Raw genomic sequence first — 19442 nt, forward strand, 5'->3', positions numbered from 1 at the left:
TAACTTTCAGTAGGCGCTGCCTGTTGGGTCCAGCGGGGGCAGATCGCCCCAGCCCGAGGGGGTGTAGAGCGGTCCGAACAACAGGCTTTTCTCTTCGGCACTGACCGTGCTGTCGGGTTGCTCCTCGATGCTGACGCGGTTGCGGCCTTCGGCCTTGGCCTGGTAGAGCTGGTGGTCGGCACGGTCCGTCCACAGCAGCGTGGTCGAACGGATCCACTGCATGGCGAAGGCGCCGCCTATGCTCACCGACACGTTGAGCTCCACCGTGCTGGAAACCCGGATGGGCGTGTTGGCCACTGCGCGCCGGATGCGCTCGGCCACCACGCGGCCAAACCCTGCCTGGCATGCGGGCAGCACCACCGCGAACTCTTCGCCGCCATAGCGTGCCAGCGTGTCCATGGGGCGCACACAGGCATTGAGCGTGCGGGCCACCGACTGCAGCACGATGTCGCCGGCCAGATGGCCATGCGTGTCGTTCACCTTCTTGAAGTGGTCGATATCGAGCATGAGCAGCAGCGCCGCCTCGCCGGAGCGCGTGACGCGGTCGATTTCGCGCTCGAGCACCGCCCGGAAATGCCGGCGATTGGCCAGGCCGGTGAGCGGGTCCTTGAGGGACAGCTCGCACAGGCCGTCGATCAGGCCCTGCAGGTAGCGCGAAGGCACCTCGCGGTGCAATGCAGCTTCGCTGCCGCTGGCCTGAGCCACCAGCGCGTGTGCAGTATCCAGGCGAAGGTCGCGCAGATCTACAAGGTAAGAGGCCGCAGAGTCAGACACAAATGGAGCAAAGAGAGTTTATGAAGTGTACCAGTGCGTCAGCAAAAAGAGGGCCAGCCCTGTGTCTAGGTGAAACCCGCGAAGCTATCCCTGGACGGGGGCCGTAGAAGGGGGCAATGGCGAGGGTGGCAGCAGCTGCAGCGCCATCAAGGCGTCGGCATCGGTGCGGTACATCGCCAGGCCGGCGCCGGCGTTCAGCAGGCCCGCCTGGCGCAGCACCCGCTCCACGGGCAGCTTGAGGCCGCTCAGGTGCAGCGTGCCGCCGCGGGACCGCAGCAGGGCCAGCAGGTGGGCGAAGGTCTCCACGCCCGTCACGTCGATGCGGTTGATGGGCTGGGCCAGCAGGCACAGGTGCACCACCTCCGGGTGGGCCGCCAGGTGTTCGGTGACGCGGCGCTCCAGCGCGCTGGCGGAGGCGAAATCGAGTTCCGCATCCATGCGCAGCGCCAGCAGCCGGGGGGCGAGCGCGGGAAGATGCCACAAGTGCCGGTCGCGCAGACTGCCGTCAGGGTGCAGGCCCACCTCGATGATGCGGGGATGCAGCCGCTGGTACAGGAAGTGGCTCAGGTTCATCAGCAATCCCACCAGCACTCCCCAGTACATCCTGGGTGCCGTGGCGAGCGTCAGTGCGAAGGTGACGCCGCCGATCACCGCCTCCACCCGCGATACCCGCCACAGCCGCAGCAGCGTGCCAGGCTTGATGAGGCTGGTCACCGCGGTCACCACCACGGCCGCGAGCACCGACTGCGGCACGTGGTAGAGCGCCGGCGTGAGCCAGAGCAGCACCACCAGCACCAGCGCGATCGCAAAAACGGTGGCCCAGCCGCTTTTTGCGCCCGCGTACAGGTTGATGGCCGACCGCGAGAACGAGGCGCTGGTGGCAAAGCTGCCGCACAGCCCGCTGCTGATCTTGGCCAGGCCCTGGCCAATCAGATCCTGGTTTTCGTTCCAGCGCTCGCCCGAGCGCTGGCTTTCCACCTTGGCGCTGGACGCGGTTTCGAGAAAGCTCACCAGCGTGACCACCAGCACCGGCATCACCAGGGCGGCGAATCCCGACCAGGGGAGGGCGCCGGGCCAGTAGGGGGCGGGCAGCCCCGAAGGCAGCGCCCCCACCACGGCGCCACCAGCGTCCGCATAGCCCAGCGCCCAGCTCAGCGCGCCCGCAGCGCCCACGACGACGATGGCGGCGGGGAAATTGGGCCGCCAGCGGCGTGCCAGGGTCAGCAATGCCAGGCTTCCCAGGCCAAAAGCGGCCGCGGCGAGGTCAAACAGGCCGGGCGAGGGCGTGGACAGCAGCGCGCTCCAGTCCGACCGCAGGCCCGTGAGCGCCGCGAGCTGAGAGCCCAGGATCAACAGGGCCGCCGCCTGCGTGAAGCCACTGAGCACGGGGGATGTCACCAGGTTCAGAAGCCAGCCAAAACGCGCGATGCCCATCACCAGCTGCAGCAGTCCGGACATCAGGGCGATCCATGCCGCCATGGCCACCCATTGCGCGCTGCCCGGCTCGGCCAGGCCCGTGAGCGAAGCGCCGATCAGCAGGCTGGTGAGCGCCGTGGGACCCACGCCCAGACGGGTGGACGCACTGAACAGCACCGCCACCAGGGCGGGAATCAGCGAGGCATAAATGCCTGTCACGAGCGGCATGCCGGCCAGGGCCGCATAGGCGACCCCCTGCGGCACCAGCATCAGGCCCACCGTCATGCCGGCCCAGAACTCCCCCTTGAGCAGGGCGCGGTCGGGCCGGGGCCAGGAGAGAAAGGGAAGCCAGCGGGTCAGCGAGGAGGGGAAAGCACGCATGCATACATTGTCGCCCCTGTCCTGAGGTGGCCCTGGCATCTGCGCGGCCGCCTGGCGGCACCGTCCTACAGGCGCTTCGGTGGCGTCCGACCCGGGGCCAGCGCAAGGTTGCCTAGAGTCGAGCCCATGTTTCAACCGCAAGGAGTTTTCGCATGAATATCCAGATGATTTCCCAGCGTCCCGCACACCGTATTGCCAGTATCCTGGCTGTGAGCGCCCTGGCCTTGGGCCTGTCGGCATGCGGCAAGAAGGACGAGCCTACCGTGGGCCAACGCTTGGACTCCGCGGTCGAGAAGACTGAACAGGCTGCCGCGGATGCCCGCATGAAAGCTGAAAGCGCCATGCAAAATGCGGAATCTTCTGCCAAGAAGGCTACCAATTCGGCTGCGGGCGCGATCGATGACGCCACTATCACTGCCCAAGTCAACGCAAGCTTGGCCAAGGACCCTGATTTGAGCGCGGTGAAAATCAATGTAGATACGGTGAACGGTAAGGTGACTTTGAACGGCCCCGCACCTTCCACCGTCGCCCGCGACCGTGCTGAAACGATTGCCAAGGGCGTTACGGGCGTCACGGAGGTCAACAACCAGCTGGTCGTGACCGCCAGCTGATTCGCCTGCCAGCGCGCCGTAGCCGCGCCGCACACCATACGCGCCGCCAGGGGTATCCCTGGCGGCGCGCTACCATGGCTGGCATGAAAGAGCACGACACCGATCCCGCCACCCGCATCGTCCACCACGGCTACGTGCCACCCAGCGGGTTCGCGGCCCCGCAGCCGGGGGTCTACAAGGCCTCCACCGTCATTTTTCCCAACGTGGCGGCCATGCGTTCGCGCGAGTGGAAGGACAAGAGCGGCTATACCTACGGGCTGCACGGCACGCCCACCACCTTCATTCTCGAAGAGCGCCTGTGCACGCTGGAAGGGGGCCTGCAGTGCGTGCTGGTGCCCAGCGGCCTGGCGGCCATCGCCAACGTGGGGCTGGCCTTGCTCAAGCCGGGCGATGAGGTGCTGATACCCGACAACGCCTACGGCCCCGGCAAGGATTTCGCCCACGGCGAACTCGCGCGTTTCGGCGTTTCCCATGGGCTGTACGACCCGCTGGACCCTGCCGACCTGGCGGCCCGCATCACGCCGGCCACGCGGCTGGTCTGGCTGGAGGCCCCGGGCTCGGTCACCATGGAGTTTCCGGATCTCTGCGAGCAGGTGCGTATCTGCCGTGCCCGTGGCGTGATCACGGCCCTGGACAACACCTGGGGGGCGGGCCTGGCGTTTGCGCCCTTCGATCTCAGCGGAGACGGCGGCCTGGGTGTGGACATCTCGGCCCATGCCCTCACCAAATACCCCAGTGGCGGCGGTGACGTGCTCATGGGCAGCGTGATCACGCGCGACCCGGGCCTGCACATGAAGATCAAGCTGACCCACATGCGGCTGGGCCTGGGGGTGGGCGGCAACGATGCCGAGGCCGTGCTGCGCGCCTTGCCCAGCATTGGCTTGCGCTACCGCGCCCATGACAGGGCGGCCCGCGGCCTGGCGCAGTGGATGCAGCAGCAGCCTGCCGTGGCCCAGGTCCTGCACCCGGCGCTGGCGGGGGCGCCTGGCCACGGCCACTGGAAGGCGCTGTGCGGTGCTGCCGACGGCGGCGAGGGCACGGCCGCCGGGTTGTTCAGCGTGATGATCCACGCGCGCCACACCCAGCAGCAGGTGGACGTGTTCTGCGACAGCCTGCGCCTGTTCAAGCTCGGCTACAGCTGGGGCGGGCCGATGAGCCTGGTGGTGCCTTACCACCTTTCCAGCATGCGCAGCCGTCCCACGGCGCATCTCCAGCCCGGCACGCTCGTGCGGTTTTCCATCGGGCTGGAAGCGGAGGAGGATCTTCGGCAGGACCTGCAGCAGGCCCTGGAGCGGGCCTTCCCGGAGGCCTGACCCCCGCCGGACGGGCCAGGGGGTGGTAGTTTCCGCAGTGGCGTGCAGGTGCCGGGGGGCTTAGTGTGGCGGCATGACTGCCACCTCTTCCAAGCCCGCCCCCGACGCGGCAGGCCCCGCGGGCTCCACGGCCGCCGACACCGGCGCCGCGCAGCAGGTCACCCTGCAGCGCCTTCGCCTGGCCGACCCGTTGCGCTGGCTCGCCAGGGGCCTGCGGGACGTGCGCGCCGCGCCCGGCATCGCCGTGTTCTACGGCACGTGCTTCTGGGCCATGGCGCTGGTGCTGGGCTGGGTCTTTCGCACCCGGCCGGAGTACACGATGTCCCTGGCCAGCGGCTGCCTGCTGCTGGGCCCTTTCCTGGCCATGGGGCTGTATGACACCAGCCGGCGGCGCGAGGCGGGGCTGACGCCGGCATTGAGCGAGTCGCTCACCTGCTGGGACAGCCACATGGGCAGCATGGGCATGCTGGTGCTGGTCCTCGTGGTGCTCGAGCTGCTGTGGGGCCGTGCCTCGCTGGTGGTGTTCGCCGTGTTCTTCAACACCGGCATGCCATCGACCACGGGCGTGCTGCAGGCGGTGTTCAACCCGCAGAACTGGAGCTTCGTCGCGGTCTATGCCGTGGTCGGGGGCGTGTTCGCGGCACTGGTGTTCTCCACATCCGTCGTGTCCATCCCCATGATCCTCGACCGCGACACCGACGCCCTCACGGCCGGCATCACGAGCATGCGCGTGGTGGTGGAAAACACTGCCGTGATGCTGCTCTGGGGGGCGATCATTACCGCCGCGGTGGCCGTTTCGCTCTGGTTCTGGGGCATTGGGCTGCTTCTGGCGGGCCCTGTCCTGGGCCATGCCAGCTGGCATGCGTACCGTGCATCAGTAACCCCACTGCGGCCCGCTGCGGCATGTGCCTGAAAAAAGACCATGCTGTTACAGTGAGCCTCTACTTCAGGAAGCAACTACCTTGGCAACACCCAACTACGGATACGAAAAACGCCAGCGCGAACTCGCCAAAAAGAAAAAAAAGGAAGAGAAGCTGAGGGCCAAAACACAGCGCCGGCCCGATGACCCGCAGGGGGACCAGCCCTCGGATGGCCAGCCGGCCGAGGGCGCGGATGCCCCTGCCGGTCAGCCCGCGGATTCCACCGGCGCCTGAGGCGCCGGGCCCATTTCAGCGCAGCAATTTCCTGAGTTCCGGCCATACGTTGGCCAGCATCTGCGGATGCGCCTCGGCGCGTGGGTGGATGCGGTCCGGCTGGAACAGGCGGGTCGGGTCCGCCCCGTCCGCCACGCCCTTCAGGAAGAAGGGGACCACGGCGGCCTTCTGGGCCTGCGCGACCGTGGCGAACAGGCCCGCAAACCGGTTCGCGTAGTCGGTGCCATAGTTGGGCGGCACCTGCATCCCCACCAGCAGCACCCTGGCGCCGGCCTTTTGCGCCGCCTGCGTCATCCACGTCAGGTTCTCTTCGGTATTCTTGAGCGGTAGCCCGCGCAGGGCATCGTTGCCGCCCAGTTCAATCACCACATGGCTGGGCTTGTGCTGCGCCAGCAGCGCTGCCAGACGCGAGCGCCCGCCCGCGGTGGTCTCCCCGCTCACGCTGGCGTTGACCACGGTGGCCGCGAGCTTGTCCTGGGCGAGCTGCTTTTCCAGCAGGGCCACCCAGCCCGTGCCGCGCGCCAGCCCGTACTCGGCGCTCAGGGAGTCTCCCAGCACGAGGATGAGGGGAGGGCGAGGCGGCGTGGCCGCGGCTTTCGCGCTGGCCTGGGCCCAGGCGGCGGGGGCGCAAGCCCCCACCACGGCGCCGGTGGCGGCGCTCAGGATAAAGTGGCGCCGATGCAGATCTCGAATCAAAGTAAAGAGCCTTTCATGTCCGAATCCCTCTCATCGCCCGTGGCATCGGCCACGGCGCCGTCCGCGGCACCCATTATTGCCGTGGAGCATGTCTTCAAGTCGGTGACGGATTCCACCGGAACGCTCGACATTCTGCGGGATATCGATTTCCGCCTGGCCTCCAGGGAAACTGCAGCCATCGTGGGGGCTTCGGGATCGGGCAAGAGCACCTTGCTGTCCATCATCGCGGGGCTGGACACCCCCACGCGGGGCACCGTGCGCCTGGACGGGCACGACCTCTTTGCCATCGACGAGGATGCGCGCGCCGCGCTGCGCGCCCAGAAGGTGGGCTTCGTGTTCCAGAGCTTTCAGCTCATGGGCAACCTCACCGCGCTGGAGAACGTGATGCTGCCGCTGGAGCTGGCCAACCGGCGCGATGCGCGCAAGGCCGCCGCCGACATGCTGGCCCGCGTGGGCCTGGGGCAGCGCCTCGCGCACTACCCCAAGGTGCTGTCGGGCGGCGAGCAGCAGCGCGTGGCGCTGGCGCGTGCCTTCGTGGTGCAGCCGGCGGTGCTGCTGGCCGACGAGCCCACGGGCAGCCTGGACTTCGCCACCGGCGAGACGATCATGAAGCTCATGTTCGACCTCAACCGCGAACAGGGCACGACCCTAGTGCTGGTCACGCACGACCGGGCCATCGCCGACCAGTGCGAGCGGCGCATCACCATCGAGGCCGGGCGGGTCGTTTGAGTTCAAGTGCTGTTTGCACTAAAGCGCAAGCAGTGCAAACGCCTGAAGCTATAAAAATGATAGCTATGACGTGCAACGGATAATCACGCCATGTCCAGCCCCAAAGTTCTCTTCGGCTTTCACGCCGTGGGCGTGCGTCTGAAGACCGCGCCGAAATCCATCATCGAGATTTACTACGAAGCCACGCGGCGCGACGCCCGCATGCGCCAGTTTCTCGACCGTGCCCGCGAGGCCGGTGCCCGCCTGATCGAGGCCGACAGCGTGCGCATCGCCAAGCTGGCCGGCAGCCACGGCCACCAGGGCGTGGCCGCGCGGGTGGAGCCCGTGGCCCAGGTCACTTCGCTTGACGAACTGCTGGAGAACCTGGAAGCCGCCGGCATCGAGCAGCCTTTGCTGCTGGTGCTCGACGGCGTGACCGACCCGCACAACCTGGGCGCCTGCCTGCGCGTCGCCGATGGCGCGGGCGCGCATGCCGTCATCGCCCCCAAGGACCATGCCGTGGGCATCAACGCCACGGTGGCCAAGGTGGCCAGCGGCGCGGCCGAGACCATGCCGTACTTCATGGTCACCAATCTGGCGCGCACGCTGGGCGAGCTCAAGGAGCGCAACATCTGGTGCATCGGCACCAGCGACGATGCGCCCAAGACGGTCTACCAGGTGGACCTGAAAGGCCCCGTGGCCCTGGTGCTGGGCGCCGAGGGCGATGGCATGCGCCAGCTCACGCGCAAGACCTGCGACGAACTGGTGAGCATTCCCATGAAGGGCGCGGTCGAGAGCCTGAACGTGTCGGTGGCCAGCGGCGTGTGCCTGTATGAGGCGCTCCGTCAACGCTCCTGATTCCTGCGCCGGCCCGGACGACGCAGGAGGGGCCTTGCTGGACACCGTGAAGGACTGGGTGCGGCAGGCCCGCCACATCGCCGTGCTGACCGGGGCGGGCGTGAGCGCGGAATCGGGCGTGCCCACCTTCCGTGACGCCCGGACGGGCTACTGGGCCCAGTTCCGCCCCGAGGACATGGCGACCGAGGAAGGCTTCCGCGCCCACCCCCAGCGCGTGTGGGACTGGTACCAGTACCGGCGCGATCTGCTGCAGGGGGTGGCGCCCAATGCGGGGCATTTTGCGCTGGCCGATTTTCAGCGCGGCGATCCTGGCCGCCTCACGCTCATCACCCAGAATGTCGATGGCCTGCACCAGCGTGCCGGCAGCGCCGGAGTGCTGTGCCTGCACGGCGACATCTTTGAGGACCGCTGGCTGGATATGCCGTGCAACTGCTGCCATGTCGACCACGCCGTGGCGGGCCGTCCGCCATATTGCGACCGCTGCGGCAACTTGCTGCGCCCCGGGGTGGTGTGGTTCGGGGAGGCCCTGCCGTATGCAACGCTCGAGGCCGCGCAGCACGCAGCCGGGCGTTGCGACCTGATGCTGGTCGTGGGCACGGCCGGTGCGGTCTACCCGGCGGCCGGCCTGGCGCACCAGGCGCGCGCGGCCGGTGCCCGGGTGGCGGTGCTCAACCCCGCGCCCAGCGAGCTGGATGGTGCCGCGCATGCGGTGCTGCGTGGCACCGCCGCCACGCTCCTGCCGCAACTGCTGCTGGCCCGCGGCTAGAGCGCAGGCAGGTTCTTTGCTGCGGGCCGGCGGCCGTGGTGTGACGTGATGCGCACAGCTGTCGCGAAGCTGACAAGTGAAACCCGCATCTGCCTGTAGCCTGCGCCACCTTTGCACTACTTTGGGGCGTATCGACATGAGCCGTAGACACTTTCTTTTGCGCGCCACCCAGGCCGTGGCTGCCACCGGCTTGCCCGCATGGGCCCAGACCGCCATGGCCGCAGAAGAAGCCCTGACCGCCCGGAGCGTCAACCTGGGCTGCTCCATCGCGCTGACCGGCCCGCTGGGTCAGGCAGGCATCGAGCAGGTGGCGGGCATGAAGGCGGCGTTTGCCGAAGTGAACAGCGCCGGCGGCGTGCACGGCCGCGAGATCCGCATGGAGATCAAGGACGACGGCTATGTGGCCAGCCGCACCCTGCAGAACGTGACCGGCATGGTCGAGGCGCAGTCGGTGTTCGCGCTGATCTCGCCGCTGGGCACGGCCAACACCGCGTCCATTCTTCCGCTCATCGAATCCAAGGGCATTCCCACCGTGGGGCCCGTCACGGGCGCCACTTCCCTGCGCATGCCCGAAAACCGCCATGTGTTCTTCCTGCGCCCCACGTACCGCGAAGAGACGCAGCGCCTGGTCAAGCAGATCGTGGACATGGGCCTCAAGCGCATTGCCGTGGTCTACCTGGACAACCCCTTTGGCAAGGAAGTGCTCAAGGACATGTCCAAGGTGCTCGACGAGATCAAGGTCGAGCGCGCGGGCGAGTTTGCCCTGGCAGTGGATGGCAAGAACGGCGCCGAGCTGGCCGACAAGGTGGCCGCCGAGCGCCCGGGCGCCGTGCTGCTGGCCACCACCGGCACGGCCAACACCGCGTTCGTGCAGGCCTTTCGCGCCAAGGCGCAGGGCGTGCCGCTGGCGGGCCTGTCGGTCACGGTGATCTCCTCCGAGCTGCCCAAGCTCGCGGCTTCCACGCGCGGCCTGGCGCTGGTGCAGGTGTTCCCGGATGCCAACTCGCAAAAGTCAGTGGTGGTGCGCAAGTTCCAGAGCAGCATGAAGGCCACGGGTGGCGATGCGGCGTTCCTGAACAGCGGCAGCGCGCTGGAAGGCTGGCTCAACGGCCAGATCATGATCGAGGGCCTGAAGAATGCCGGCAAGGACGTCACGCGTGAACGCCTGCGCTCGGGCCTGGCCAGCATCCGTTCGCTGTCGTTCGGCGACTTCAACGTGGGCTTTGGCAACAAGGCGCCCTACATCGGTTCGGACGCGATCTACCTGGCGGTGTACGCGGAGAACGGACGCCGCATCAGCTAGGCGACCAGCAGCGGCCCAGCCCCCGCTGGGCCGGCGGCCTCGCGGGGCCCACGCCGCCGCCGGCCCCGTGCCCGGCCGGCGCGCTAGACCCTAGACCCAGCCCAAGGCCCCCAGCACGGCGCCCGCGGCCAGCATCCACAGCAGGTGCAGCCTGGTGCGCCACACCAGCACCACGGTGACGGCGCTCAGCAGCCACAGGGGCCAGGCCGTGGCCGGGCCGCCATGGGCGCGCGCCAGCACCCAGGAGGTGGCCAGCAGCAGGCCGATGACCACCGGCGCCATGCCTTGCTTGAAGGCGCGCACGCCCCGGCGCTCGCGGTTGCGGTGCCCCCAGCGCGTGGCCAGCCAGGTGAGCAGGCTGCTGGGCAGCATCACGCCCAGCATGCACACCGCCATGCCCAGCGCGCCCAGCAGCCAGCCGGCCATGCCGGGGCCTCCGGCGTTGATGCCCACGTTCCATCCCAGCAGGGCGATGAACAGCACGTTGGGGCCGGGTGCGGCCTGGGCGATGGCGATGGACGCGTTGAACTGCGGGTCGGTCAGCCAGGCCTGGCGCTCGACCAGGAAGCGGTGCATGTCGGGCGCGGTGGCGATGGCGCCGCCCACGGCCAGCAGCGACAGCGACATGTAGTACAGGAAGAGGTTGAACCAGTCGGCGGGGCCGAGCGCGAGCAGCGGGGCGGTCAATGCGGTGGAGGCGGACGTGTTCATGGCGCGAGCTTCCTCCAGGTGAGCAGGCAGGCCGCGCCGCCGACCACCGGCAGGATCCACAGCAGCGGCCAGCGCAGCACCACCATGGCCACGATGGTGAGCGCCACGAAGGCCACGCACAGCGGGCGGCCCAGGGGGTGTTTCTGGATGGAGGCGAAGAGCTTGATGCCCACCCCGGCGATCAGCCCCGCCGCCACGGCGCCCATGCCGCGCAGCGCGCCCGCCACGGCCGGGTGGCTGGAGAACTCGGCATAGACCACGGCCAGGGCCAGCACCAGGATCAGCGGAAAGGTCAGCATGCCCGCCAGCGCCGCGAGCGCGCCGCGCAGGCCGAAGTAGCGGTCGCCGATCATGATGCTGAGGTTGACCACGTTGGGGCCCGGCATGATCTGCGCCACCGCCCAGTCCTCGACGAATTCCTCGTTCGTCATCCAGCGTTTTTTCTCCACCAGTTCGCGCTGCACCACGGCCAGCACGCCGCCGAATCCCTGCAGGGCCAGCCAGGTGAAGGACCAGAACAGGTCGGCAGGGTTGCGCGGCTGTGGCCGGGGCGCGGGTTCGGGGGGCGGGGACGGCAGATCGGTGGCTGTGGCCATGGGGAAAATTTGGTCAAAATGGCCACTAGCGCTTTTGCAGCAAGCGCTAGCAGCTATCAAATCAGGAGTATTCTGGGTGCGCGGCCCGGCGCGCGGCGCCCAGGCGCCATGTTACGCGCGCCACGCCGCGCGCGCGGGGGGCGCAGGCCTCGCGTTGCGGCAAGGTTGGGCCTGCGATTCGCGTCGCCAGCACCGGGGCAGGGTGGCGTTGGGGCTGCGCCCTGGCCGCGCGCCGGGGCTCAGCCCAGCTTGCCGCGCAGCAGGTGGTCCTTGTTGCGCCAGCCTGCCTGTTCGGGAGTGCCCACCTTGAACAGCTTCAGGTCCGCCTGGCTGGCGTGCCTGACCCGCAGGACCTTGAAGCTGGCCTGGTTCGCGTAGGCCACGAAGAACCAGATCGCATCGCCGCTGGCCTGCGTGGCATAGGCCACCTCGTGCCAGCACAGGTCGGCCAGGCTTTCGTGGGCGACCTCGCACACGCGCGCATCGGCCTGGTGCTCGTACTTCACTTCCAGGATCTTGGCCATGGGCATCCTTTCTGGCGGTCAGGCGGTGAAGTTTGCTGTGCGCAAGGGAAGCCGCCGCGCCGCGCAACCACCTTCACCGCCACCCGAGTATCCGGGCTTTGGGGGCGCTGCGGTGCGTGCCCTGCGGGGCTGTCGTATTTTTGGGCCGAAACCGCCCTGGGCGCTGGTTGGGTCGGCGTGCGACGCTATCATTTTGGAAGTTGCCGTGGAAATGCCCCCGGGCCTGGCCCGCCGCTCAGTCTTCCACCTGCGCGGATTCCACGAACACCAGCTCGCACGAATGCGCGCCCGAGTCCGACCGCGTGAGCGAGCTGGTCCAGCGCCAGCCGCTGGGGTGGGAGACCTCGACCAGCTTGCCCGTGATGCGGATGTACCCTCCCTTGCGTGCCTTATTGAGCGCCCGTTCCACCGTGGGCGTGGCCGCGATCATGTGCATGTTGGCGGACGATTCGATGATCTCCTGCAACGGGATGGGCGGCTGGTCGCGCCAGGAGTAGCGGTACCAGCGGTTGCCCTGGGTGATGCCCAGGGGCTCGTACACGGCCGGCTCCGCCATGCGCTTCCACCCCAGCGCCAGGTCCACGGGGGAGAGCTCGGCTTCCTTGCCCGTGTGGTAGTCCTCGCGTGCCAGCACCCGTGCGCGCACCGCGAATGCCGCCAGCGGCTTGACCTGGTAGCCCCGGAACTCGAAAGGCGCCTCGCTGGTGGCGGCCTGCACCGGGCTGTCCGCGAACTGCTGCTGCTGCGTCACGGCGGCGGGCCCCAGGCTCTGCAGCCGCTGGTCGGCCCGGTGCACCCGCAGCTTCTCGATGGCGAAAAAGGCCACCGCCAGCGCGATGGCGATCTTGAGGAGCGTTGACAGGTTCATGCGCGGGCCGAAGAAGGGTTTGCGCGATTGTGAACAGGTTTCGGTACTGGCGGCATCCGCTGACAGCCGCAGGGGCCGTGCCCCGGCACAGCCTTGCCGGGGCACGGCCATACAGTGGCGTGATGAGCGTGCCATCTATTCGCCACCCAGCCCGGCCCCTGCCCCCGCGCGCCAGGGGCGCCCTGGCCGTGCGCCGGGGGTGTGGCGCGGTGTCTCCATGAGCGAAGCCCTGCTTGTCCCGCTGGGCTTCCTGCTGGTGGGCCTGCTCCTGGTGGTGATGACACTGACGAGTTCGCTGATCTCGCGCGTACCGCTCAGCTCGGCCATCCTTTACCTGGCCGTGGGCGTGGGCATCGGCCCCTGGGGGCTGGGCCTGCTGGTGCTGGACCCGCTGGGCGATGCGGCGCTGCTGGAGCGGCTCACCGAGATCGCCGTGCTGATTTCGCTCTTCACCGTGGGCCTGAAGCTGGAGCTGCCGCTGCGCGATGCGCGCTGGCGCATCCCGCTGCAGCTGGCCACGGTCTCCATGCTGCTGACGGTGGGGGCCATCGCGGCCGTGGGCGTGTGGCTGCTGCGGCTTCCGCTGGGGGTGTCGGTGCTGCTGGGGGCCATCCTCGCCCCGACCGACCCCGTGCTCGCGTCGGACGTGCAGGTGGCCGACCCCCAGGACCGCGACCGCCTGCGCTTTGGCCTGACGGGCGAGGGCGGGCTCAATGACGGCACCGCGTTTCCCCTGGTGATGCTCGGCCTCGGGCTGATGTCCCTGCATGACCTGGGCGAGGGGGGGTGGCGCTGGTGGGCGGTGGACGTGCTCTGGGCCGTGGCGGGGGGCGTGGGCATCGGCTTCGCGCTGGGCGCGGTGGTGGGCCGGGCCATCCTGTACCTGCGCATGCGCCACCGCGAGATGCTGGGGCCGGACGAGTTCATGGTGCTGGGCCTCATCGCGCTGGCCTATGGCACGGCCCTGCTGTGCCATGCCTACGGGTTTCTGGCCGTCTTCGCCGCCGGGCTGGCGCTGCGGCGCGTGGCGGCGCAGCCCGCCGGCCCTGCGCCGACGGCGGTGGAGATGGAGGGCGCCACGGAAGTCGGGCACATGGAGCCCGCGCAGGCGCCGGGCCACATGATGCAGGCGGTCGAGCGCTTCAACGCCCAGCTCGAGCGCATCGCCGAAGTCGCCGTGGTGCTGGTGGTGGGCGCCCTGCTCACCGTGGTGAACTTTGATGCCGAGGTGCTGTGGTTCGTCCCCCTGCTGCTGTTCGCCATCCGCCCCTTGGCGGTCTACGCCGGTTTGGTGGGGACCCGGGTGAAGCGCTCCCAGCGCCGCCTCATCGCGTGGTTTGGCATCCGCGGCATCGGCTCCGTGTACTACCTCATGTACGCCATCACGCACGGCCTGCACCCGGTGATCGCGCAGCGCCTGCTGGCGATCACGCTGGCGGTGGTGGTGGCCTCGGTGCTGCTGCACGGCATCTCGGTCACGCCGCTGATGCGGCGCTACGAGAAGCGCAAGGAGGCCAGGCGGGTGGCCGAGGACTGAAGGGCGCCGGCCGCCGGCCACGGTGGATGCCACCCGATGCCGCCGGATGGAGCGGCGCCTTGCCGGGACGCGCGGGGCGAAGGGGCGGGCGGCGTCAGATCCAGGTGGCGTGGCTGGGGACGTGGGCGGGGGCCATGTTGATGTACTGCACCAGGCGGGGCCGCGCGCCCCGGTTCGGGCTGGGGCCATGGGGCAGGGCCTGGTGCCAGATCACCAGGTCGCCCGCGTGGGCGCCGATGGGCGTGGCGCCCAGCGCGTGCAGGTCCTGCTGGCGCGGGTCGGCGCCGGCGGGCAGGTGCTCCAGCCAGCCGCCCACCCGGCGGTGAAAACCCGGCACCAGGGTGAGGGCGCCCTGTTCGGGGGGCGTGTCGGTCAGGTACAGGATGCCCTGGGTGGCGAAGGGGATGGGCTGGTGCAGGCTCACATCCCAATGCATGCCCTGGCCGCCATAGGGGTAGCCCGCGCGTTCGGGTGGATTGAACCCGCAGCGGTCCGTGCTGCGCCACAGGTCCGCCGTGCCCCACAGCTGGGCAAAGGCCTTGTGGATGCGCAGGGAGCGCCGGTTGGCCTCGAAGGCGGGGTGCTGGAACAGCTGGACCATGGTGTTGCGCGGGGCGTGGGCATACCACGACGCCGTATCGGCGGGGTCGGCGCGCACCGCGTCCCACACGGCGTGCGCCGCGGCGGCGCTGTCGTGCGGCGGCACGGCAGCGCGCACCACCACGTAGCCATGCTCGTCCCAATGCGCAAGGTCCTCCGCATTCAGCACGGGCTCCATCGCGTCGATCCGGGCATGCAGCTGCAAGGCCGCTTCGGGCGCCGGGCCGCCATCCACAAGGGCTTGAATCCGCGCCACGGTGGTTGCATCGGGCGCGCCCGCCGTGCGCACGATCCAGTCCTCGAAGGCGGCGAACTCCGGGGCCTCGCGCAGCACGTACTGCATGCTCTGCTCCAGCCCCACCCCCAGCGCGGCCAGCACGATCTGCGTGCGGTGGCCTTCCCCGTGGGAGCTCTGTGCCAGGCCCCTGCGGGCGGCCATCCAGCGGGCCCAGCAGCGCTTGAGGTGGGGGACCCGCAAGGCGCCCGTCTCCGTGTCTGGCGGCAGCGGGTGGGGCAGGGGCGTGGGGGCGGCAGCGGCGGACATGGAGGGGCAGGGGCAACAGGAGAATGGAAAGAGGGCACGGCCGATGGGGCACACGCGTGCCCGAGGGCGCCCTCCCATTTTGCAACGTCGCCTGCTGTCAACGTGCCAGGGCCACGCCCCCGGCAAGCCGCTGGGTGACGGCGGCCCGCAGGGAATCGGGCGCATCCGCGATCAGGCGGGGCCACTGCTCCCGGGCCCGCGCCACCGTGTCGCGCAGGAGCGCCAGGTGGCGCGGTACGCGCAGCAGTCCGGCCGACTTCATGAGGCCTTCCATGTCGTCCCAGCTGAACGCGCGCAGCGCGCGGTCGATGGAGCGGTTCATCGCGTACTGGCCCTCGGGCACGCCCTCGAAGAACGCGGCCACGCACACCGGGTCGTACACCGGCGCCAGTTGCGGCACGCGCCCGTCGGGGTAGACCAGAGCCCAGTTCTTCAGGTGCGCATCGGTGTTGCCCATGAGGATGAACGCCACCATGCGTACCAGGAACTCGCGTGTGTCTTGCACCGGCTGGCGGCTCAGGCGGTTGAGCACGCGCAGCATGGTGGCCCAGTCCTGCAGGATGCCCTTGCCGTACTTTTGCCGCGGGGTGTAGCCCAGCACCTGGTTGAACTCCTCCATGTGCACGCGGGCGTCGCCGGGCAGGTGGTCAAAGCGCTGCACGGCCAATATCTCGTTGAAGGGCACGGTGCCCGGCAGGTCGGCCTCGGCGCGGGTGATGACGCGTGCATCGGCGCAGTGCAGGCCCAGCGCCTTGCACAGCTGGTAGCCGGCGAACTCGTTGGCCACCAGGTCGGGGTGCGCGGTGGTGGGCAGCTTCAGGATCACGCTGCCGGCCGCGCCCTGGCGGCGCACGGTGTAGCGGCGGCCGTCCAGCACCGCGCTGAACTTGGTGACCACGCCGGGCAGCGATGCGGCGTCTTCCACCGGGAACTCGACAAAGCCCGGCTCCAGCACGTCCAGCCCTTGCGTGGTGTGCCAGTGCCGCACCACGTCGGGAATGCCGTCTTGCGCGGGCACGGGTTCCACCTCCAGCGCGCCCATCAGGTCGTGGCCCGCGGCAGCCAGCAGTTCGAACTCGTCGTCGGGGCTGCAGCCGCGCTCGCGCGCCAGCCGCTCGCGGTTGTGGCCCTCGGGCAGCAGGTTCTGAAAATACACGGGCCAGCGCCCGTCGGTGCGCACCAGCCGTGCATCCCGCGCCGACGCCAGGATCTGCTGCGTGGCCGCCTCGTCGGCACCCTGAAAGCTGAGCGACAGGGTGGGGCGCTGCGGGTTGCGGATGTAACTCTCGTCAAACGACACGCGCAGGATGTCGCCGTACTGCGAAAGGTAGCCAATCGCCTCGCGCCCGCCCGCCGCGCCGTCTGCCAGGGCGGGGCGGTGCAGGTACAGGCGCAGGTAGCGGATGGAGGTGCTCATGGGGCCGGGTATGCGCGTGCGCGTGCGGGTGTGGGCGCTGGCGGCCTCAGCCGGCGCGGCTCAGGCTGTCCACCACCGACGGCGGCGCGTCCACTCCCGCGGGCTGGCCCAGGAACTTGCCGCCCGACTGGATGAACGCCTCCAGGCTGGGCCGCAGGCTGCTGGGCACGGCAATGATGTCCATGCCCAGCACGCGGGCCATCTCGGCCAGGGTGGAGTAGCGCGGGTCCAGGTCGCCACCTTCGGTGCGCTGGACGGTCATGCGGGAGAGGCCCGCGCGCTCGGCGAGTTCGGCCTGGGTGAGCTTGCCGGCTTTGCGGGCGATGGCCAGGCTCTGAATGAGATCGTTGTTCATGATGATATTTATACTCTTTTATCTGAAAAAGATAAACATAGATATCATTATCGTCATTAATCTTGGCAAAAATACAGTTCAAGGAACCCACCATTGACCCAGCTGCTGCGAATCCATGTCACCGGTGCTTCAGGCTCTGGCACGTCCACGCTGAGCGCGGCCCTGGCCGCAGCGTTGAACGGGACCCACCTCGACGCTGACGACTACTACTGGCTGCCCACCACGCCGCCGTTCACCAGCAGGCGGGACCCTACACAGCGCCTGGCCCTGCTCCTCGGCGACTTGCGCGCCAGCAAGGTGGCGGTGCTGGCCGGTTCCGTGGCCGGGTGGGGGCAGGAACTGGAAGACTGCTTTGACCTGATCGTGTTTCTCTACCTGGATGCCCCCGCGCGTCTCGCGCGCCTTCGCCACCGGGAGGCGCAGCGCTTTGGCCAGGCGAATCCTGCTTTCCTGGAATGGGCGGCTCAATACGATGACGGGGTGTTGCCAGGCAGAAGCCTGCAGAGGCAGCGGAACTGGCTCGCGGCGCGGCGCGGTCCCCATATCGAACTGAGCTCGGACGCTCCTGTCCAGAATCTGGTGGCGGCTGTGATGAGGGCATTGCCCGGGTTCTGAAGCAACGGGCGAGGGCGTCCCCACCATGCCAAGATGGCGGCCGTGGGTTCGCGCCGTTTCACCCCCCGGCCAACACCGCCGCCGGCCGCGCCAGCGGAAAAACCACAGAACGACGAAAGGGACACCAACGCCATGACCACTCCACACAACGCCCTGGTCGAGCTGACCGCCAATGAACTGCGCCACCGCATCGGCACGCGCGAGGTCTCGCCCGTCGAGCTGCTCGACGCCTGCATGGCGCGCATCGAGGCCGTCAACCCGCATGTGAATGCCATTACCGCCACCTGCTACGACCGCGCCCGCGCCGAGGCCCAGGCCGCCGAGCAGGCGGTGCTGCGCGGCGAGCCGCTGGGCCTGCTGCACGGCCTGCCGCTGGGCGTGAAGGACCTGGAAGCCACGGCCGGGCTGCTGACCACCTATGGCTCGGAGATCTACCGCAGCAACATACCGGCAGAGGACAACGTGCTGGTGGCACGCCTGCGCGCGGCGGGTGCCGTCGTGGCGGGCAAGACCAACATCCCCGAGATGGGGGCGGGCGCCAATTCGCGCAACACGGTGTGGGGCGCCACGGGCAACCCGTTCAATCCCAACCTGAATGCCGGGGGCTCGTCGGGTGGCTCGGCCGCTGCGCTGGCGTGCGACATGCTGCCGGTGTGCACGGGGTCGGACACGGGCGGCTCGCTGCGCATTCCAGCTTCTATCTGTGGCGTGGTGGGCTTCCGGCCGTCGCCCGGCGTGGTGCCCAGCTCGCGCAAGCTGCTGGGCTGGACGCCGATTTCGGTGGTGGGCCCCATGGGCCGTACGGTAGAAGAGGCCTGCCTGCAACTGGCTGCCACGGCGGGTATGTCGGCGGGCGACCCGCTGAGCTACCCGCTGGACCCGATGAGTTTTTTGTTGCCCGAAGCGGTGGACCTGAGCCGCCTGCGCGTGGCGTACACCGAAGATCTTGGCGCCTGCGCCGTGGACAACGGCATCCGCGCCGTGTTCCGCCAGAAGGTGCAGGCCATGAAGCACCTGTTTGCCAGCTGCGATGCCATCGACATCGACCTGGGTGACGTGCACCGCTGCTTTGACGTGCTGCGCGCCGAAGCCTTTGTGGCCAGCACGCGCGAAGCCTATGAGCGCGACCCCACCAGCCTGGGCCCCAACACCCGCGCCAACTACGAGATGGGCGCTGCGATGACCCTGCTGGACAGCGCCTGGGCGCAGGCCGAGCAGACGCGCATCCTGGCGCGGTTCCAGAAGCTGTATGAGCAGTACGACGTGATCCTGGCACCCACCACACCTGTGTCGCCCTTCGCCTGGACCCAGCTGTATGCCAGCCACATCAACGGCGAGCCGCAGGCCAACTACTACCGCTGGCTGGCGCTGACCTATGTGACCACGCTCACCACCCACCCCGCGCTCAGCCTGCCGTGCGGGCTGGACGACGAGGGTTTGCCGTTTGGCCTGCAGATCGTCGGGCGCTTCCGCGCCGACCGCCACACGCTGGGCGTGGGCCATGCGCTGGAGCAGGCGTTCAAGGGCATCGCCGGGCTGGCCCGCCCCCGGCCCGACCTGGCCAAGCTGATGCAAACACGTGCCGAGCCCGCGCTGACCTCCATCGTGACTGGCGCGCCCGACCCGCGTGATGCCCGCAGCCTGCCGCGTGATGACCGTCCCGCCTCGGCGGCGACGGTGTCTGCCGTCTGAACG

At 69.0% G+C, this 19442-nt stretch carries 21 protein-coding genes; 11 read left to right on the forward strand and 10 right to left on the reverse strand.

From position 1 onward, the window contains the following. Positions 1-6: 6 nt before the first annotated feature. Positions 7-774: a GGDEF domain-containing protein gene (locus tag AC3RCE_RS12565; protein ID WP_218295155.1), complete on the reverse strand. Its 768-nt coding sequence runs from the start codon at positions 772-774 to the stop codon at positions 7-9. Between the two features lie 84 nt (positions 775-858). Further along, a complete protein-coding gene (locus AC3RCE_RS12570; protein WP_492255312.1) occupies positions 859-2571 on the reverse strand; it encodes a SulP family inorganic anion transporter in 1713 nt (570 codons plus the stop codon). Positions 2572-2723: 152 nt separating this feature from the next. On the opposite strand from AC3RCE_RS12570, the gene AC3RCE_RS12575 reads away from it, so the two are divergent. The 4 genes from AC3RCE_RS12575 to AC3RCE_RS12590 all read left to right on the forward strand — a co-directional run bounded on the left by AC3RCE_RS12575 (position 2724) and on the right by AC3RCE_RS12590 (position 5649). After that, positions 2724-3182, forward strand: a complete 459-nt coding sequence (locus tag AC3RCE_RS12575) for a BON domain-containing protein (RefSeq protein ID WP_492255313.1) — start codon at positions 2724-2726, stop codon at positions 3180-3182. Positions 3183-3256: 74 nt separating this feature from the next. Then, on the forward strand, positions 3257-4495 hold the full coding sequence (locus AC3RCE_RS12580) for a PLP-dependent transferase (RefSeq protein ID WP_492255314.1): 1239 nt from the start codon (positions 3257-3259) through the stop codon (positions 4493-4495). 73 nt (positions 4496-4568) lie between these two features. Further along, a complete protein-coding gene (locus AC3RCE_RS12585) occupies positions 4569-5408 on the forward strand; it encodes a DUF2189 domain-containing protein (RefSeq protein ID WP_492255315.1) in 840 nt (279 codons plus the stop codon). Positions 5409-5457: 49 nt separating this feature from the next. Beyond that, positions 5458-5649, forward strand: a complete 192-nt coding sequence (locus AC3RCE_RS12590) for a hypothetical protein (RefSeq protein ID WP_218295150.1) — start codon at positions 5458-5460, stop codon at positions 5647-5649. Positions 5650-5664: 15 nt separating this feature from the next. Here the strand turns inward: AC3RCE_RS12590 and AC3RCE_RS12595 are convergent, their stop codons facing one another. Then, a complete protein-coding gene (locus AC3RCE_RS12595) occupies positions 5665-6345 on the reverse strand; it encodes an arylesterase (RefSeq protein ID WP_492255316.1) in 681 nt (226 codons plus the stop codon). Positions 6346-6360: 15 nt separating this feature from the next. On the opposite strand from AC3RCE_RS12595, the gene AC3RCE_RS12600 reads away from it, so the two are divergent. From AC3RCE_RS12600 to AC3RCE_RS12615, 4 genes are all read left to right on the forward strand, one after another. Next, complete coding sequence (locus AC3RCE_RS12600; RefSeq protein WP_218295148.1) at positions 6361-7074, forward strand: ABC transporter ATP-binding protein; 714 nt, start codon at positions 6361-6363, stop codon at positions 7072-7074. Between the two features lie 90 nt (positions 7075-7164). Further along, positions 7165-7911 (forward strand): 23S rRNA (guanosine(2251)-2'-O)-methyltransferase RlmB, encoded by a 747-nt coding sequence (gene rlmB, locus AC3RCE_RS12605; RefSeq protein WP_218295147.1) that lies wholly within the window; start codon positions 7165-7167, stop codon positions 7909-7911. Between the two features lie 34 nt (positions 7912-7945). After that, positions 7946-8677, forward strand: a complete 732-nt coding sequence (locus AC3RCE_RS12610; RefSeq protein ID WP_492255317.1) for an SIR2 family NAD-dependent protein deacylase — start codon at positions 7946-7948, stop codon at positions 8675-8677. A gap of 136 nt (positions 8678-8813) precedes the next feature. Further along, positions 8814-9980, forward strand: coding sequence for an ABC transporter substrate-binding protein (locus tag AC3RCE_RS12615; RefSeq protein WP_369642382.1), 1167 nt, complete (start codon positions 8814-8816; stop codon positions 9978-9980). Positions 9981-10070: 90 nt separating this feature from the next. Here the strand turns inward: AC3RCE_RS12615 and AC3RCE_RS12620 are convergent, their stop codons facing one another. The 4 genes from AC3RCE_RS12620 to AC3RCE_RS12635 form a co-directional block, all read right to left on the reverse strand. Beyond that, complete coding sequence (locus AC3RCE_RS12620; protein ID WP_218295144.1) at positions 10071-10691, reverse strand: chromate transporter; 621 nt, start codon at positions 10689-10691, stop codon at positions 10071-10073. Beyond that, positions 10688-11287 (reverse strand): chromate transporter, encoded by a 600-nt coding sequence (locus AC3RCE_RS12625; protein WP_218295143.1) that lies wholly within the window; start codon positions 11285-11287, stop codon positions 10688-10690. The genes AC3RCE_RS12620 and AC3RCE_RS12625 overlap by 4 nt, the downstream gene beginning before the upstream one ends. Positions 11288-11526: 239 nt before the next feature. Beyond that, positions 11527-11811: a 7(1) septoil knot domain-containing protein gene (locus AC3RCE_RS12630; protein ID WP_218295142.1), complete on the reverse strand. Its 285-nt coding sequence runs from the start codon at positions 11809-11811 to the stop codon at positions 11527-11529. Positions 11812-12046: 235 nt separating this feature from the next. Then, positions 12047-12679 (reverse strand): hypothetical protein, encoded by a 633-nt coding sequence (locus AC3RCE_RS12635; protein WP_492255318.1) that lies wholly within the window; start codon positions 12677-12679, stop codon positions 12047-12049. Positions 12680-12896: 217 nt separating this feature from the next. On the opposite strand from AC3RCE_RS12635, the gene AC3RCE_RS12640 reads away from it, so the two are divergent. Continuing rightward, the gene (locus tag AC3RCE_RS12640) at positions 12897-14216 is read left to right on the forward strand and encodes a cation:proton antiporter (RefSeq protein WP_218338671.1); all 1320 of its coding nucleotides are present in this window, start codon (positions 12897-12899) and stop codon (positions 14214-14216) included. 94 nt (positions 14217-14310) lie between these two features. Here AC3RCE_RS12640 and AC3RCE_RS12645 read toward each other — a convergent pair whose 3' ends face one another. From AC3RCE_RS12645 to AC3RCE_RS12655, 3 genes are all read right to left on the reverse strand, one after another. After that, positions 14311-15360, reverse strand: a complete 1050-nt coding sequence (locus tag AC3RCE_RS12645) for a phytanoyl-CoA dioxygenase family protein (RefSeq protein ID WP_492255319.1) — start codon at positions 15358-15360, stop codon at positions 14311-14313. Between the two features lie 97 nt (positions 15361-15457). Further along, positions 15458-16777: a type II toxin-antitoxin system HipA family toxin gene (locus AC3RCE_RS12650; RefSeq protein WP_492255320.1), complete on the reverse strand. Its 1320-nt coding sequence runs from the start codon at positions 16775-16777 to the stop codon at positions 15458-15460. 46 nt (positions 16778-16823) lie between these two features. Then, complete coding sequence (locus tag AC3RCE_RS12655) at positions 16824-17132, reverse strand: helix-turn-helix domain-containing protein (protein ID WP_218295138.1); 309 nt, start codon at positions 17130-17132, stop codon at positions 16824-16826. A 93-nt stretch (positions 17133-17225) separates the two neighbouring features. Between AC3RCE_RS12655 and AC3RCE_RS12660 the strand changes: the two genes are divergently transcribed. Both AC3RCE_RS12660 and AC3RCE_RS12665 read left to right on the forward strand, forming a co-directional pair. Then, positions 17226-17747: a P-loop NTPase family protein gene (locus tag AC3RCE_RS12660; RefSeq protein WP_492255321.1), complete on the forward strand. Its 522-nt coding sequence runs from the start codon at positions 17226-17228 to the stop codon at positions 17745-17747. Between the two features lie 132 nt (positions 17748-17879). Continuing rightward, on the forward strand, positions 17880-19439 hold the full coding sequence (locus AC3RCE_RS12665; protein ID WP_492255322.1) for an amidase: 1560 nt from the start codon (positions 17880-17882) through the stop codon (positions 19437-19439). The last annotated feature ends 3 nt before the right edge of the window (positions 19440-19442 follow it).

This window comes from Acidovorax sp. GW823-FHT05D11 (assembly GCF_058795695.1).